Origin of the sequence: Pseudarthrobacter sp. S9 (assembly GCF_050156545.1) — a bacterium.
Classification (GTDB): Bacteria; Actinomycetota; Actinomycetes; order Actinomycetales; family Micrococcaceae; genus Arthrobacter.
Genome location: NZ_CP189579.1, coordinates 38,577 through 55,040, shown reverse-complemented (window position 1 = coordinate 55,040; position 16,464 = coordinate 38,577). Strand labels below are relative to the sequence as shown.

The window sequence follows — 16,464 nt, the reverse complement described above, 5'->3', positions numbered from 1 at the left end:
CCACCTTACGTGACGTGGTTCCGTTCCTGACACGCTGCCGGTATGCTGCGTTGGCTGTCGGGCAGCACCGAGTCGCGCTTGCCGGGTAACCTCACTTCAGTCTTCTGGAGACCGGGGGAGATGACGGTTTAAGCGCCTTCGGACAGTCAAATGGCTTGGTCTCGATGGTGCCTGGAATTGGAATAGTGTGGAGGGCAAAGGCTGACGTTGGCTTGGGGGAGACGACAGTATGAACGCCTGTTAACGCCAACCGAAAATAGGACCAATAGTGCCATTTGAAAACGGGGCCACGGGGTTGTGGTTCTATTGTGCCGTACTGGCAGCGGGTTGGTGTTTTTTGAGCCGGTAGCTGTTGCCTTTGAGGCTGATGACGTCGGCGTGGTGGACGATCCGGTCGATCATGGCCGAGGCGATGGTCAGGTCCCCGAAGACATCGCCCCAGCGGGCGAACGGGAGGTTGGACGTCAAAATCATGGACGCGTGTTCGTAGCGGCTGGAGACAAGCTGGAAGAACAGGTTCGCGGCGTCCTGGTCAAACGGGATATAGCCTACTTCGTCAATTATGAGGAGCCCGTAGCGGCGTAGCTTGACCAGTTCCTGGGCGAGTTTCCCGCGGGAATGAGCCTCCTGCAGCCGGGCGACCCAGCCGGTCGCGGAGTCGAAAAGGACCCGGTGCCCGGCCTTGGCCGCCTTGATGGCGATCCCGACCGCGAGGTGCGTTTTGCCGGTACCGGGCGGCCCGAGCAGGACCACGTTCTTGGCCTCGGAGAGGAACACCCCGGTGCCCAGATGCGCGATGAGGTTCCGGTCCGCGGAGGGTTGGTGGTCGAAGTTGAACTCCTCAAGGTCCTTGTGCGCGGGGAACCTTGCGGCCTTGATCCGGGTCGCCGCTCCGGAGGCTTCGCGTTCGGAGACTTCACGGGAGAGGACCGCGGCCAGGTACTCCTCATGGGACCAGCCGGCGTCCCGGGCCTGGTCGCCGAGACGGCGGAACCCGTCGCTGATCCGTGGTGCGCGCAGAGCCCGGGCGTAGTACTCGATCTGTGACGGTGTCCCGGTCATGACGCCGTCTCCAGCAGCCCCGCCGGCTGTTGGCCGAGGTCGATGCCAAAGATCTCATCATAGGCGGCCAGATCCCGCACCTGCACAGATTCTGGCGGTTCGGGGCGGTGGACTCTTTGGGTCCGGAAGTCCCGGCGCATCACCGCCGCGCGGGCCACGTGGGTCGGATCGGTCACCACCAGATGCCGGGCCCAGACCCGGACGTGGGTAGCGATGATGACGCCGTCATGGGTGACCCAGACGGTGTCCAGATCAGCGACGACATCCACGATCCGCCCAATGAACGACGGGTCCACGGAATAGTCGTTGGAGAACACCCGCACGTAGTAATCCCGCGGCAGCCGCACCGCGTTGCGGAACATGGTCTCCGGGCTTACCGGCGGCAGTTCCCGCATCCTTTCCCGGTCCAGGACGATCAGCTCGTCAGGGCGGCCGTGGCGGGACCGCGAGTACCGGTGATTGGCCTTGGGCAGCCAGTCCTCCAGCTGGCCGTTGAAATCCGCTGGTGACCGGAAGTCCCGGCCCGGCATGAAGCGTTGCCGGAAGAACCTGTTCATCCTCTCGACCATGCCCTTGGACTCCGGATCCCGCGGCGGAAGCAGCTTGATCTCCAACCCGAGGGACCCGGCGAACGCGGCCACCGGCTGGGTGGGCCGGCGCCTGCCGATGCCGGACTCGTTGTCCCACAACAGCCGGGATGGAACCGCCTGCGCGTCCTGGAGCAGAGTCCACATTCCGCCCAGAAGGTCCGGCGTCGTCCGTGAGGGCAGCATTCGGGCCTGGATGAATCCCGAGAACGCCGAAGTCATCACCAGCACAGGAGGTGTATCGTTCTGGCCCGCACCGATGGGCAGCGGCTCGTGCGGGAACCAGAGATCGCACTGGACCTGGAACCCCGGCTCGTGGACCAGACGATCGGCCGGGTCCGGCGGGGCGTATTCAGGCCGGATCACGGCGACCTTCGTTCGGAACAACGACGCGGAACCAGACCAACCCACCCGCTCCGCGAGCGTTGCGGCCGGCATCGTCGGCGTCTTCACCAACAGCTCCCGCACCCTTGGAGCAAACGCATCAAAACTCGACACTCCGGCCGCCCGCTGGTACTTCGGCGCCCGGTCCGACTCCAGCGCCCGGTCCACCGTTCCGCGGGAAACACCCACGATCCTGCCGATCTCACGCTTAGAGTGCTTGCCCGTCGAAAACAGGTGGCGTATCTCCGCCCAATCATCCAAATTGATCACCTTCCATAATGGTCGGTGGCCCTGTTTTCAGTTGGCGTTCCTGGCCCTATTTTCGGTTGGCGTTAACAACGCCGAACGAAGGACCCCTTTTGGCCCGCAGAATCCATGTCCAGCTGATCGATGATCTCTCCGGAGAGGACGCCCAGGAAACCATTAGGTTCTCTATTGACGGCGTCGATTTCGAAATCGACCTCTCAGCAGACAATGCCGCTGACCTGCGCGACACGCTGAAAGGGTACGCCGCTAAGGGCCGGCGCCTTCGGGGCCCGTCCGGTACCAGCGGTGGACGCACCCCGGCGAGGGTGCGCGAAGAGACTCAGAAGGTTCGTAACTGGGCCGCTGAGAACGGGTACAACCCCAGCCCCCGTGGTCGTATCAGTGAGTCCATCATGCAGGCCTACGCCGCTGCCCAAGGCTAGCTAGAGCGCAGGCGGAAACGAGCCTTTGACCTGATGTAAGTATCGGGAGGTGCCGGTTACGAGTGGCTTTACTGCTTCATCTTATATCTGTCAGTCGCTCCGCGAACGACAGATATGGCGAGGGAGTTGTACCTCGCTGCCCATATCGTGTCGTGCGGCGAAGTGCCCGTGATAGAACAAGGACTCTCCGTGCCCGCGTCACAGCGACATAGAATGTCCGCAGTTCGCTAGCCCGCTCGGCGTCCGACTTTGCTCGAAAATCGGGGATCTGACCTTCATTCATACCGACGACGGCGACGGCACGGAACTCTCTCCCCTGAGATTTGTGGACCGTTAGGAGCTGCACTCCTTGCGTGGCCGAGCCACGCTGACGACGCGAGCAAAATAGGCGGAAGTCCGTCCAAGACCGCGAATCACGATCTACATTGGCGTTGTAGTCCCGCCACGCCTTCTCAATCTCCTCGACGTCAGCGTTCCAGGAGGCGAGCTCGGAAGTGCTTGCGTCCCTATCGCGGACCAAACTGCCCAGACTTTCAATGAACCGCCCCATGTCGGTTTCGTCAACCAACTCTGCCAGCGCCGCGATGAGGGAGTTGTCATGAGCACGGATAACCGTCTCGATTTGCTTGCGGCTCTTGAGCAACTCTGGGTCTTGATCGATCAGTCGGGCCAGTTGCCACTGAGGCGAAAAATGTCCTGCAGAGGCATTAAACGCAATGAGCTCCAGCACTACCTTTCCGGCAAGTCCCTCCAGCCAGTCCTCTGCGTTACTGCTCGTCGAATAATCTACGTCTCTTTCTTCGAGCACCTTGGCTATCCCGCGAAGCGCCGAAGCAGAGCGTCCAAGGATAGCGATGTCTTCTGCTCGCATCTTGACTGATTCCCCATCAGCGACTGCCCGCTTGGGAAGGCCAAATTGAAGGAGATCCTCTACCCAGTCGCTGATCTCCCGTGCTTCATCGCTTTCATCTGTTCCGGAGACAAATTCAATACGCCCAGGTGCCGCGTGAGGCTCTGTAGGAGACTGGTTCTGACCAAGCTCGCCTGCTATTAGTCCTGCAAGCTTGCTAATAATGGCCGCAGACCTAAAATTTTCTGTCAGCTCTATGATCTCTGCGTCGTACGAACGCGCGAAACGGTTGATTAGGTCCGGGTCGGCTCCGGCGAAGCTGATTATCGATTGCTTGTCGTCCCCGACAAGCATCACCGCGGGCCCTTCACCTGGCGCACCAATGATGGCTGTAAGTAAACGATATTGCGCGGGTGTCAGGTTCTGAGCCTCATCAATTACTACATGCGTGTAAGTGCGCGCCAGTTGGCGACGAACAGACTTAAGGGCAAGTATTTCGAAAGCCGCATCAAGAAGGGCCGGATAATCCAGGGCCGGGAGACTGGCTAGAGCTCGTCGCCAGTCCTCCACCTCCGCGGTTTCAATCGTCCGTGCGCGATTGATGTCGATCTTGCGTAACTGCTCAAGTGGATCTACAGCGGGTCCCAGCCCCTGGCTGTTGAGCCACTGATTCAACAACTCGACTCGATCCTCGTCTCGAGTCAGGATTTCTGGTTCAATTGGCAAACCGATTCTGGTCGAGTGCTGACGAAGCAGTGCGTGAGCGAATCCATGAATCGTCTCGGTCGTAACTCGCTCAGAGTCGGCGCCGGCACGCAAACGCAGGCGTTCCCCTAATTCCTCAGCCGCCTTGTTTGTGTAGGACAGTGCAAGGACTCGCCCGACACCGTCCCGAGTCGTGAGAAGTCGTTGCACGCGTCGCGCCACTACTTCGGTCTTACCACTCCCGGCGCCGGCCAACACCACGATGGCACGAGAGTCAGAGTCAATCGCCTTCTGCTGCTGGAAGCTCAGTGAGACATCGGAGTTCTCATCTTCAAATTGCGACATCAATTTTTCGGATCAATTCTTGTAGGGGATTGGGCCAACTATGCCAGTCAGTATGGCGATCGATGAGCGCACGAGCCAAGAAAGTGCCCGAACTGCCCTTTAGTCCTTTCATCTGTTTCATGGTGTCGCCTGAAAGTCCTGGTTGAATCGTCTGACAGGCCGCAAGACACATTTCCTCGTCAAAGGTCATGAGCATGGTTTCGATTGCACCAGCAACTGGATTACCGGAGGCATCGGTACCGTTGATCCATATAACCTCAGGTGGGTTCGCAGCATTCGCATTTTGAAGCGCCTTAACTGCAGTAATTCCATCTTCATCGCTATCAGCGAAGATAAAGCAGGGGGTATTAGTCATTGCCGAGAACTTCACTGCGGCGGTGGCAAGCTCGTTTGACAAACTGCCGGGGTCTACCACCGTGATTCCATGTGACTTCCCGCCAAGCGCATAGCGTAAAGCAACCGGAAGGAACGCGCGCTCGGTAGCTCCGTCTCCAATGACCACGCAACTCGAAAAGATAAGCTCCCCAAAAGGCCTTTCCACTAGTCTTCGTAGCTTCTCCATTTCTTGCTTATGGAGACTTGGTCGAAATGCGCGGTGCACTGCTGTCCCATCGCTCGACGCTGGTCCGAGATCGATGATCCTAGTCGATCCATTTGCAGTCTGCACAAGACGGATCGATGCGGGGTCGACTGACGTAACTAGATGAGCCGAGTGGGTGCTCACAACCTTCTGTCCGCGCATACCCACCAAGAGCTCAGCCAACTCCATCGCGGCTTGCGGGTGAAGATGTGCCTCTGGCTCTTCGACGAGGGTGATCGGTGTAGGAGGAACAGCGCTTCCGTCGCGACCCAGGCGACGCTCGTACAAGACACCTTGCACTTGCAACGATGACAAGCTCCGCGACCCTGCACCGTGAAAACGAATCGGAAGGGGACCGGCACCCGTGTCCAAATCAATGGAGATGAGCCGACCCAATTCTTCAAGACTTGTAGGAAGGGGATTCAATGCCGGAGACCCTACACTCCCTACGAGGGAATGGAGTCTGGCGAGTTCGCTGTCAACTGATTTGAGGGTTTGGCTGCCAGCAAAAATTTCTGCGCTCAACAGACCAAGCTGGGTCTCTAATGGTTCGCGTTGGGGCTCAGGGATTTCGAGATCTGAGAGTACCTTACGAATGCTTGAACCTTGTCTCCCTAACTCATCACGTAGGTCTCGACCTGTGTTGATCAGGTCTACTGCGAAAGCCCTCCGTTGCCTGGTCGACAAGTTGGTCGGCGACGTCAAGTGGTCCCACTTCCTACCGACGGAGTCAAATATTAGAAAGTAGGATTCCGTTCGCGCACCACCACCCTCTGCAGAGCGGGATACTTTAGTTCGCCAGGCGATCCGCTCCACAAGCGGCGTTTCATTGAGTACCTGTGTTCTATTCTCGAACAACTGCGTGAAGTTAGTTTCAAACTCCTCGTCGTCGTCAGGCCTGGAAGGAGCGCCGGGAGAAACGATTACATCAATCTCCGGGCTGATATCGCTTCCAACGGAGAAGTCGTCAACTTCGGCGGGACGCCCGCCAAGCGCAACTTGCAAAGCAGAAATGATTCTTGATTTTCCCGCATTATTTCGCCCCGCCAACACAGTGACGTGCGGCTCCAACTCAATCTCGCAAAACTTAATTCCCCGAAAGTTCCGAATAATTAGCCGTTCGATGTAGGGCCTACTTTGGCGCACAGCGTCCGAGGGCACACCTGACATCGCGTTCATCCCTCTAACATAACTGCGGGTCCGCAGCGCAGGTGCTTCCCGCGCCGGGGACACTGGCACTATTGAGCTTCCTTCCCTTTGTCTGTCCCCAGGACATCCTCTAGAAGGCTTCAATGACACAGTTCCCCTAGCTAGCGTGTCAGTTTCAGAAGCCGTCTGCACGGAACGTCGGAAGCCGTTCGCACCATTAGCTTGACGAAGCTGGTCCATGAGGTGAACCTCGGCCCGGTGACTGGTTTTATCCGCGTAGGCAGTGCGGCACACAGAGCCACCGAAGTGTCAGGCGCCGTCCCACATCCTTGCCACGCCTTAGTCTCACAAACGATCCATTGCTGAGACGGTCGGGCCATTTCTCAGAGAGTTTCAGAAGTGCCCGGAATGTCGTTTTTCGAAGTCGTCTGCACTGGCATCCGCGGTAGCCCGGGGGTTGTGCAGACGGGTTTGAACACGCGTCTGTTCAAACCCGCCTGCACAACAGGCGTTCTGTCTCAAAGCCGCCTGCACTACCTTTAACTATGGCTTTGAGGCGCCGACACCGTCGTTGCCGGCATGACTAACGAGGAACCGCGGATCGTTGAGCGGGGCCTGCTGGCCATGTCCGATTCGGAGTGGGATGAGGCAGTGCGACAGGCTGCGGTGATTGCTCCCTTGGCTGCGTTGGATGTTGTCGGGCAGGGGGCAGTCAATGATGCTGCTGCCCAGCTGGGTGTGTCGCGTCGGCAGGTTTACGTGCTGATCGACCGGTACAGGCGCGGCACCGGCAGAGTCACGGATCTGGTTCCTGGCCGATCGGGCGGCGGCCGCGGAGGCGGCCGGCTGACGCCACCGGTGGAAGCGGTGATCGACGGGCTGATCCGCAAACGCTATCTGAAGCGGCAGAAGCTTTCCCTGGCGGTGGTTCACCGCGACATCGTCCGCGCCTGCACGGAGGAGGGATTGCCTGCCCCGTCGCGCAGCACTGTTGCCCGCCGCGTCGCTGAATTGCATCCAGCGACCGTCGCCCGCCGTCGGGAAGGCCCCGATGCCGCCCGTCCGCTGCAGTCGGCCGGAGGTATCGTTCCGGAAATCTCCGCCCCGTTGGAACAGGTCCAGATCGATCACACCGTGATTGATCTGGTCATCGTGGACGAGCGCGATCGACAACCGGTCGGCCGCTCGTATCTGACCGCGGCCATCGACGTTTACAGCCGCTGCCTGGTCGGCATGGTGGTCACTCTTGAGCCCCCATCGGCAGTTTCCGTCGGGCTCTGCCTGGCCCACGTGTGCAGCGACAAGCGTCCGTGGCTGGAGGGCTTGGGGATTGGAGGGGACTGGCCGATGAGCGGCAAGCCGCGGCTGCTGTACCTGGATAACGCGTCCGAATTCAAGAGTGAGGCCCTGCGCCGCGGCTGCGAACAGCACGGTATACAACTGGACTACCGACCCCTGGGGCGGCCGCACTACGGCGGCATTGTGGAGCGGGTGATCGGCACGGTCATGGCGCAGATCCATGAACTCCCTGGGACGACGTTCTCCAATCCCGTGGAACGACGAACCTATGATTCGGAGAAGACTGCCGCATTGACGTTGAATGAGCTGGAGCGATGGCTGGCCCTGGCTGTGGTTTCCTATCACGGCAGCATCCATAGCGGCCTTGCCCAGACACCTGCCGCACGCTGGGATCAGGGCATCACCGAATCCGGGAAACCGCCGGTGGTCACCAGCCCCACGGCGTTTCTGGTGGACTTCCTGCCGGTGCTCCGCCGCAAGCTCGGACGCACCGGTTTCGTCATCGACCACGTGCACTACTTCGCCAACGTGCTCAAGCCCTGGATCGCCCGGCGGGACCGGTTGGAGCGGTTTGTCATCCGTCGGGATCCTCGTGACATCAGCAGGATCTGGGTGCTGGACCCGGAGGGCAACAACTACGTTGAAGTCCCGTACCGGGCCCTGTCGAATCCTGCGGTGACACTGTGGGAACACCGCCAGGCTGTAGCGCGGCTGCGCGAGCAGGGGCGTGCGCAGGTCAACGAGCAGGAGCTGTTCCGCATGATCGGACAGATGCGCGAGATCGCCAGCACCGCGCAGCGCGATACCCGGCGGTCGCGCAGGGATCGGGAGCGCCGGAGCCAGCTGAAATCCGGGCACAATCTCAATGTTTTGAAACCGCCGCCGGACGGGATGGCCGGCGAACCTCCGCAGGCCGCGCCGTTTGATGACATCGAGGAGTGGTAGCTGTGGATGAATATCCTTTGGAGGACCTGTCCCATCTCCAGGACTCCGCACGGGAAATAGCACGGTTGCCGGGGCCGGAACGGACCCAGCGGATCCGTGCCGACCGATGGATCGGCTACCCCCGCGCCCAGGAAGCCCTCGCCCGGCTCCAGACCTTGTACGAGTGGCCGGTCAGGCAGCGCATGCCCAACCTGTTGCTGGTCGGGCCGACCAACAACGGCAAGTCAATGATCATCGAAAAATTCCGGCGCCGGCATCCATTAGTTTCCGGACCCGACCGGGAACTAATCCCGGTGCTCAGCGTGCAGATGCCCTCCGATCCCTCCGTCGCCCGCTTCTACGCCGCGTTATTGGCGGCAACGGGAGCTCCCGTCCAACCGCGCCAGCGGCTGGCCGAACTCGAACGGTTAGCCGTGTTCCTGCTGCGCGAGGTCGGGGTGCGGATTCTGGTGATTGACGAACTGCATAACGTGCTGGCAGGCAGGGAGAGCGGCCGCCGGGAGTTCCTGAACCTGCTGCGCTTCCTGGGAAACGAACTGCGGATCCCCCTGGTAGGGGTCGGAACCCGGGAGGCGTACCTGGCCATCCGCTCCGATGACCAGCTCGAAAACAGGTTTGAGCCCATGACCCTGCCCTTATGGGAGGTTAACACCGACCTGTTGTCCCTCCTGGCCAGCTTCGCGTCATCCTTCCCGCTACGCCAGCGCTCGGATCTGGCCACCGAGGATATGGCCCGCTACCTGCTCACCCGCAGCGAAGGGACCATCGGCGAACTGACCATGCTGCTGACCGAGGCAGCCGTGGCGGCCGTAGACAGCGGCGAGGAATCCATCAACCACCGGACGCTCACCCTGGCAAGCTACGACGGTCCCGCTGCCCGGCGCCGCAAGTTCGAACGCGAACTGATGTGATGCCCACGCCGCGCTGGCCCCTACACCCGGCCCCCGCAGAGGCCGAGGCCCTGTCCTCCTGGCTGAACCGGCTGGCCTGCACCTACCGGATGGACACCTCCGCGCTCCTGGAACACGGGCTGGGCCAAGGAAGAATCCAGGACCGGCACCTCGACGAGAACCCACCGGCCACTCTGCTGACGGAACTGGCCAGGTGCAGCGGCGTCGGCCGGGACCGGCTCGGTGCGATGAGCCTGGCCGGCTGGATACCGTGGCTGTTCGACAGCCTGGAACCTGACCCCGAGGCCTACAAAACCTACGTCCATCAGTTCTCCATGCTGCTGCCGCCCGGACGGCGCACAATCTACAGCCCTCCTCGGTGGCTGCCGTGGATCCCGGAACACGGGCCCCGCAAGGCCTGCCCGGACTGCCTGCAATCCCCGGAACCCGCGGCGCTTCTGCTTTTCTGGCAACTTCCACTCATGCTGAGCTGTCCGCGGCACGGCCGCCGCATCGAAACCTACGAGGGCCTGCCCCCGGACTACCTGCGCTGGACCTCCGCGATCTCTGACCCGCCCGCGACCCGGGACGCAGTCACACTCATGGACCGGCGAACCTGGCAGGCACTAACGACAGGATCAGTAGACCTGCCCCGCCGCCGCGTTCACGCAGGCATCTGGTTCCGACTCCTGCGCACCCTACTGGACGAGCTCTCAACCGCCCAAGGACGATACGGGCGGCAGTTGGCAGAGGTCCGCCATGTCTGGGAGTACTGCGGTCACCCGTTTCGGGCAGGCATGCATGCTTGGCGCCCGTTCGAGAACCTGCAATGGGAGAAGCAAAAGCAACTGCTCGAAGCCGCCGCCGCCACCATGAAACTCATCGAAGCCGGCACACTCAGCGCATTCGGCACCTCGGTAGACCTCCTGCTGCCCGAGCCCGCCAGCAGGATCGACGACGGAACCCCACCCACCCGACCGTCAGCAACGGCCGCCAAACGGACAGCAACTGCCAGCCACCGGACGGAACCAGCGCCGGGCGATGTGTGGGAGCAGGCGTTCGCTGCGATGGAGGAAATCGTTGCCTCAGCCAGAGAGGACCCCGCAGCCGCCCAACAGTTTTACCGCTTCGCACTGTATGGATGCCGGAATGAAGACTCCGTCCGACGCCTTCGGCAGACCTTCGCCGAACTTCAGATACCCCTCGACTTTCTGTCACAAACAAAAGATCCGCCACCCTTTGCATGACTTAGAATAAATAACGGGTTAAGTGACATTTTCTGATTCCAGCCGGAGTCGGAATCACGCTGTCACTTAAACGAACGTATAAATGACAAGGGAAAATCATGCTGGTCGGATACATGCGCGTCTCCAAGGCCGACGGCTCCCAGAGCACCGACCTGCAGCGCGACGCGCTCCTGGTTGCCGGCGTAGGGCCGGGACAGTTGTATGAGGACAAGGCCTCCGGCACCAAGGACGACCGCCCGGAACTGGCCGCCTGCCTGAAGGCGTTGCGCAACAAGGAAGACACCCTGGTGGTGTGGAAACTGGACCGGCTCGGCAGGAACCTCCGGCACCTGGTCAACATCGTCCACGACCTGACCGAACGCGGCATCGGGCTCAAGGTCCTTACCGGCCAGGGCGCCGCCATCGACACCACCACCGCCTCCGGGAAACTCGTCTTCGGCATCTTCGCCGCCCTCGCCGAATTCGAACGCGAACTGATCTCCGAACGCACCCTCGCTGGCCTCGCGTCCGCCCGCGCCCGCGGCCGCAACGGCGGACGCCCCTACAAAATGACCCCGGCCAAACTCCGTCTCGCCATGGCCTCCATGGGCAAGCCCGACACAAAAGTGAGCGACCTCTGCACCGAACTGGGAATCACCCGCCAGACCCTCTACCGGCACGTATCACCCACCGGGGAACTGCGCGCGGACGGCGAAAAGCTCCTTTCCCGGTAAGGGGCAGGAACGCGGTTGACGTGCCCGCCTCACAAAGAGCTGAGATGGCCAAGCCCGTTACATGAGGTGGGCCTATGACGAAATCCGACGCCCGGCAACGGATCACCTCCCGGGCCCGCTGAGGCCGACCGCGGCCAGGTCTTGAACCCAGAATCCAAGTACGAGCTGATCATCGAACGTGACGACAGCTGCGTCCAGACCGACCTGGTCGAACAGCCAAGGAGGAGAACCGGGAGCGCTGGGAACTGCTGGCAACCACCGCCGCCTACTACGCGGCCGCCGCCGACAACTCCAACTCCAGGGTGTCGCCCGACATCCTCCGGCACGAAAAAGGCCGCTCCCTTAATTTGGGGGCGGCCTTCTTGTGTTGTCCGCTCAGCGGGGGGTCTTGTCCTTCACGACCACTAAGACAGCCAGTATTGCCGTGGCAAGAGCTGCCGGCAAGGTGATAACCGGGGCGCCGGGGAGACCGCTGTTCCCGCTGGACATGAAGCCCAGGCATGCGATCACGACGAGGGCCGCGAAGGATGCCACGAGCCATGGGGTCGCCCCGCCACGCTTGCGCTGCTTGGCAATGATGACGATTCCCGTGACGAGGCAGCCGATGGAGCCGACGATCAGGAAGAAGTTCATCCACCCGTTAAAGGGAGTACTGGCGCCGCCGTGCTTTGAGAAGAGGAACGCTCCGGCGAAGATTATTCCCACTACCGAGAGGACCAGGGCCACGACGCCGGCGGAGATGCGCAGCGGGGATGCAGCCGGCGCGGGCTTCCGGTTCGCTGGTGCAGGGTGCTGCCCTGCCCCGTAGTCGACACCGGTCTCGGTGCGGAGCGGCGGGCTCGTGGGTCCTTCGGTGTTCAAGTGGTCTCCTGCGGTGAGTGACGATGACTGGCCTGGGGCTAGCAGCCGCCTGCAGATCAAGCAGAAGTACCCCCATGGGCGTCATTGTATTCCGGCCCGAGGCCATTCCGGTGAGCCGTCTACGCGTGTCCCTGCATATGGGAGATTTTGAGAGAGAAAGGTCAAACGAACCAATCGCCCATGCCCACTCTCCACACGGGATCGATCACGGACGGGCGGATCCCGGAACTCAGCGCACAGGGTAGTCTGGCTCCAGCTCGATCGGGTACCCGGAATCCTTACAGCCTTTGACGAGGTTGTCGCGGGATTTGTCGAGCATCCCCCTGACATCCAGGAAGGTGTACGGAAGGTCGGACTGGGTCGCCGTTTTCTCGTACATTGCCTCCTGACTGACGATGGCACTGAGATGAGTTTGGACGTCCCCGGATGCCTTCTCTGCACCGGCCTTGGCGGTGTCTGCCAGCTTCTTCAGGGAGGGGCGGTAATCGGCACCCCTCGAATCGACTGTGATCAACTTGTCGCGAAGGTCGACGGCGTTGTAAGTCGTCTCGAAGTCCTTGCACGGGGCTTCGTTCTGGGCGGAGGAGCAGCCGCTGAGGGCCATGACGCCGGCGATGGCGACGAGGATGGGGAGAGTTTTCACTGGGTTAGCCTATCTTTCTGTCGGCTTCACAGCCCCGCCGCTTCGAGACGGGCCGTAACTAACTGCCCCATCCAGGTATTTGGACGTCCCACGGTTTGTGACGTCCCACGGTTTGTGCAGAGAACTTCGGAAATTTCGTGCAGACGACTTCGGAAAATGACACGGAATTTCGCGGTTCGACACGGACCGTCCCTGTCTCAAAACCCGTCCAACAACACGTAGTCTCACAACGGCAAATGGATCGGGTTTTAGAGAATAGCGGGGAACCATGGCTGTAATCGGGTACGCGAGGGTTTCCACTGCGGAACAAAACCTTGATCTGCAGCTCACTGCACTGCAGTCCGCCGGCGCAGCCCGGACCTTTGCCGACAACGGCGTTAGCGGATCCACAGTGGAACGCCCTCAGCTGTCCAAGGCCCTGGACCGCCTGGAGGCCGGCGACGTACTCACCGTATGGAAGTTGGACCGTTTGGGCCGCAACACCCGCCACGTACTGGATCTCATTGAGGACATCCGAGAACGGGGAGCAGGGTTCCGGTCCCTGACCGAAGGTCTGGACACAACCGGGCCCATGGGCACGGCGGTGCTGACGATTATGGCCGCATTCGCGCAGCTGGAGCGCGACACGATGATCGAACGCACCAGGGCCGGACTCGCTGCGGCCGCGGCCAACAACCGCCACGGCGGAAGACCCCGCAAAATCGACGACGCTGGCGCTGCCCGGGCCAAGGAACTCAAAGGCAAAGGAATCAGTGCCTCAGATATTGGCAAGATGCTCGGAGTATCCCGCGCCACGGTCTACCGATACCTCCTCTAGGCAAGCGGGTGTGGGCCCGAGGTCCAGTTGATTCCCGCGGAAAAGGTGCGACGCCGCCAAGGGCAGACCCCTCAGTGACTTCAGACAGGTAGCCTGTGACCTGCATCAACAATCCTTTGGGGGAACTTCTTGACACGCTCTGGTCTCACCGGTGCCCTGCCCGTTCTGTTTTCCGCACTGCTGCTGACGGGATGTGGTGCTGGATCGCCTGTCGCAGCTCCGAGTCCGTCCCCGTCGAGTTCCACTACTTCTGCGGAGCCGTCGCCCAGCCCGACCCGCGCGACGCCTAAGCCAACGCCAACAGCAGTCCCGGCGGGCCTGAAGTATTCGCTCTCCTGCTCGGCTGGCGGTGCTTCCCGGACAAAGATCACCGACTACAAGGCGGCGTGGGCGACCCCGTTCGACCTGTGCACAGCCGACGCCACCACAGGCGCTCAGAGCCCCGCAGAGAAGGCCGCCGGCACCGCGTCCGGAGGTACGTCCCCGGACACCGCGAAATACCTCTACGCGCTCTGCGCCACTACTGCCGGACACTACTTCGAAGGCGAAGTCAGTGAGGCGCAGGCCAAGGAGATCGCCGCGGCACTGTCGCTCTGCCCGGATCACCCCAAGCGGGCGGCCCTGGAAGGGAGCGCGGCCGCCGGCGGCGCTCTGGAGGCGGACCGGGCCAACGGCAAACTCGTCTACTCCGGCAAGTACCTCGTGGGCAAAGATGTACAGCCCGGCACCTGGCAGTCCCAGGGCGAGGGGGTCGAGGACTGCTACTGGGAGACCTCGGACGCTCAGGGCAGGATCATCGCGAACAACTTCACCAGCGTCTCTCCCCAGTTCACGATCAAAGTCCCGCCCTCGGCTGCCGGATTCACCGTAGAGGGCTGCGGGTTCCGCTGGATTAAGCCGTGATCAAACTTCCTGTCGAGGACGAAGACGAGGTCCAGTACAGCCAATGGATCATGAAGTTGTTCGACAGAACGGAACAGATTGATTCCGCTCTGGAGCCTCTGACTAATCCCCTTGAAGGTTCGCCTCTGTTCCTGGATGACGCCAGGTGCCCGCACTACGCCGTCTCCGGTTATGCAGCCGGCCAGCTCTCCGTGGCAATGGGCTGCGTGGCTTCTCTGAAGCAGATGCTAGTGCAGGAGTCTGAGGACCGGATCCATATGGTGGCCAGCCCCTTTGGCGCCTATGCCTTGGTGCGGAACGCCCTGGACTCCGCAGCGGTTGCACTGTGGCTCCTGGAACCGGGCAGCGGCACCCTGCGCATCAAACGGCGGATAATGCTTGCCGTCGACGAGGTTAGCAAGGGCGCAGCCCTCCGCCAGACAATGGATCAGCCTTCCACTAAAGCAGAGCGCCGGATCCGGCTGAAGCAAGTGGCAGAACTCGCCGGCCTGCAGGAGTGGAACCCGCTCAGCAAAGATAAAGCCCTTCCGACCATGACGCAGATACTCAAGGACTTGGAAAGGCTGCATGCCAATCAGGTCCTCCCTTGGTTAGCGGTCTGGCAGCTGGCAAGCGGGCACGCACACGGGAAGCAATGGGCTCAGCTCGCCTCCAATGACCTCGACGTGATCGAAGGCACCCGCACTGCTACGGGTGCGCAGTTCCAGATGACGATCCGCTATGGGATGCTCGCTGCCGTTCTCTTCGAAGCGGTCCAGCTCGTGGAGACCGCCGGTACCCGATACGTCGAATTATCAGGTGGCCACAGGGAGTAGATGGATGCGGCCGCCGCGACGAATGGGTCGGCCAACGGTGCACCAAATGCTCCAACCGTGACGGGTCATTTGGAACGGGACTTGTGGAATAACTTGCGGAACAGTCAGGCTACTCCGCACTCCGCGGATTCTTGTCAGTTTCAGAAGTCGTCTGCACGGAATGTCAGAAGTCGTCTGCACCCGCCGGCTACCGTTTATGCCCCTATTGCTGTCAAACGCTCCGGCGTCGCCCTGTCACGACCCATAATGAGGCCAGAGACAACGCATTTTGGACCTGCCGGACCTCATCCGGATCCAGGCCTGAAGAAGGGGACGGCACGACGTGGAACCATCCAAGGCGGACATCCTGGCCGGATACTGCCGCGCGCGCCATGCCCTCGACGCCTGGCTGGAGAGCGCGTCGGCCGCGGATCTTCGACGCAGGAGCAACGGAACCCGGTGGACCAACGAGGAGCTGCTGTTCCACATGGTTTTCGGATACATGATTGTGCGCGCCCTGCTTCCGATGGTCCATGTCATCAGCAGGCTTCCCAAGCCCGTCGGTAAGGTCTTCGCCGCCGTCCTCAACGCGGGAACACGTCCGTTCGACGTCGTGAACTATTGGGGCTCCCGGGCCGCTGCCCTGGTCTACAACAGGCAACGGATGGGCCGGAAACTCGACAAGACCTTCACCGCGATCACCCGCAGACTTGAACGCGAGAGCCCCACGTCGCTTTCAAGATCTATGCCATTCCCTGACCGCTGGGATCCGTTCTTCGCCCCGACCATGACACTCAATGACGTCTACGCCTACCCCACACTTCACTTCGACTTCCACGCCCGACAGTTGAGTCTCAGTCCTCCGCCGCGATAGGCGGGCCAAACGCAGGGAACGATCAGCCCGGGTGCTGCCGGTGGCATGCGGTCATATCCGCCCGTGGGCACCTCCGGGGTGCGAGTGCCGGGGCAAAACCTGCTGACCGGTTGGACAGTCCAGCCTG

General features: G+C 61.4%; 15 protein-coding genes. 9 read left to right on the top strand and 6 right to left on the bottom strand.

Annotated elements, in window-relative coordinates:
* Positions 1–303: 303 nt before the first annotated feature.
* Positions 304–1,062, bottom strand: coding sequence for an IS21-like element helper ATPase IstB (istB, locus tag ACQCSY_RS24840; protein ID WP_427133476.1), 759 nt, complete (start codon positions 1,060–1,062; stop codon positions 304–306).
* Positions 1,059–2,303 (bottom strand): IS21 family transposase, encoded by a 1,245-nt coding sequence (gene istA / locus ACQCSY_RS24835; RefSeq protein WP_427131282.1) that lies wholly within the window; start codon positions 2,301–2,303, stop codon positions 1,059–1,061. The genes istB and istA overlap by 4 nt, the downstream gene beginning before the upstream one ends.
* 89 nt (positions 2,304–2,392) lie before the next feature.
* Here istA and ACQCSY_RS24830 point away from each other — a divergent pair, with 89 nt between their 5' ends.
* Positions 2,393–2,722 (top strand): histone-like nucleoid-structuring protein Lsr2, encoded by a 330-nt coding sequence (locus ACQCSY_RS24830; RefSeq protein ID WP_427136709.1) that lies wholly within the window; start codon positions 2,393–2,395, stop codon positions 2,720–2,722.
* Positions 2,723–2,798: 76 nt separating this feature from the next.
* On the opposite strand, the gene ACQCSY_RS24825 is transcribed toward ACQCSY_RS24830, so the two are convergent.
* On the bottom strand, positions 2,799–4,622 hold the full coding sequence (locus ACQCSY_RS24825) for an ATP-dependent helicase (RefSeq protein WP_427136708.1): 1,824 nt from the start codon (positions 4,620–4,622) through the stop codon (positions 2,799–2,801).
* Entirely contained in the window at positions 4,609–6,381 is a 1,773-nt protein-coding gene (locus ACQCSY_RS24820; protein WP_427136707.1) for an ATP-dependent nuclease, read from the bottom strand. Before ACQCSY_RS24820 ends, ACQCSY_RS24825 begins: the two co-directional genes overlap by 14 nt.
* Positions 6,382–6,930: 549 nt before the next feature.
* On the opposite strand from ACQCSY_RS24820, the gene ACQCSY_RS24815 reads away from it, so the two are divergent.
* From ACQCSY_RS24815 to ACQCSY_RS24800, 4 genes are all read left to right on the top strand, one after another.
* A complete protein-coding gene (locus ACQCSY_RS24815; protein WP_427136706.1) occupies positions 6,931–8,595 on the top strand; it encodes a Mu transposase C-terminal domain-containing protein in 1,665 nt (554 codons plus the stop codon).
* A 2-nt stretch (positions 8,596–8,597) separates the two neighbouring features.
* Complete coding sequence (locus ACQCSY_RS24810; protein ID WP_427136705.1) at positions 8,598–9,506, top strand: TniB family NTP-binding protein; 909 nt, start codon at positions 8,598–8,600, stop codon at positions 9,504–9,506.
* Entirely contained in the window at positions 9,506–10,732 is a 1,227-nt protein-coding gene (locus tag ACQCSY_RS24805; protein WP_427136704.1) for a TniQ family protein, read from the top strand. Before ACQCSY_RS24810 ends, ACQCSY_RS24805 begins: the two co-directional genes overlap by 1 nt.
* Positions 10,733–10,830: 98 nt before the next feature.
* Positions 10,831–11,445: a recombinase family protein gene (locus ACQCSY_RS24800; RefSeq protein ID WP_427136703.1), complete on the top strand. Its 615-nt coding sequence runs from the start codon at positions 10,831–10,833 to the stop codon at positions 11,443–11,445.
* A 375-nt stretch (positions 11,446–11,820) separates the two neighbouring features.
* Here ACQCSY_RS24800 and ACQCSY_RS24795 read toward each other — a convergent pair whose 3' ends face one another.
* Together ACQCSY_RS24795 and ACQCSY_RS24790 are read right to left on the bottom strand one after the other, a co-directional pair.
* Positions 11,821–12,306 (bottom strand): hypothetical protein, encoded by a 486-nt coding sequence (locus tag ACQCSY_RS24795; protein WP_427136702.1) that lies wholly within the window; start codon positions 12,304–12,306, stop codon positions 11,821–11,823.
* Between the two features lie 229 nt (positions 12,307–12,535).
* Positions 12,536–12,949, bottom strand: a complete 414-nt coding sequence (locus ACQCSY_RS24790; RefSeq protein ID WP_427136701.1) for a hypothetical protein — start codon at positions 12,947–12,949, stop codon at positions 12,536–12,538.
* A 268-nt stretch (positions 12,950–13,217) separates the two neighbouring features.
* Between ACQCSY_RS24790 and ACQCSY_RS24785 the strand changes: the two genes are divergently transcribed.
* The 4 genes from ACQCSY_RS24785 (at position 13,218) to ACQCSY_RS24770 (ending at position 16,337) form a co-directional block, all read left to right on the top strand.
* On the top strand, positions 13,218–13,766 hold the full coding sequence (locus ACQCSY_RS24785) for a recombinase family protein (RefSeq protein WP_427136700.1): 549 nt from the start codon (positions 13,218–13,220) through the stop codon (positions 13,764–13,766).
* Between the two features lie 129 nt (positions 13,767–13,895).
* Positions 13,896–14,669, top strand: coding sequence for a hypothetical protein (locus ACQCSY_RS24780; protein WP_427136699.1), 774 nt, complete (start codon positions 13,896–13,898; stop codon positions 14,667–14,669).
* Complete coding sequence (locus tag ACQCSY_RS24775; protein ID WP_427136698.1) at positions 14,666–15,484, top strand: hypothetical protein; 819 nt, start codon at positions 14,666–14,668, stop codon at positions 15,482–15,484. The genes ACQCSY_RS24780 and ACQCSY_RS24775 overlap by 4 nt, the downstream gene beginning before the upstream one ends.
* A 322-nt stretch (positions 15,485–15,806) precedes the next feature.
* On the top strand, positions 15,807–16,337 hold the full coding sequence (locus ACQCSY_RS24770; protein WP_427136697.1) for a DinB family protein: 531 nt from the start codon (positions 15,807–15,809) through the stop codon (positions 16,335–16,337).
* The last annotated feature ends 127 nt before the right edge of the window (positions 16,338–16,464 follow it).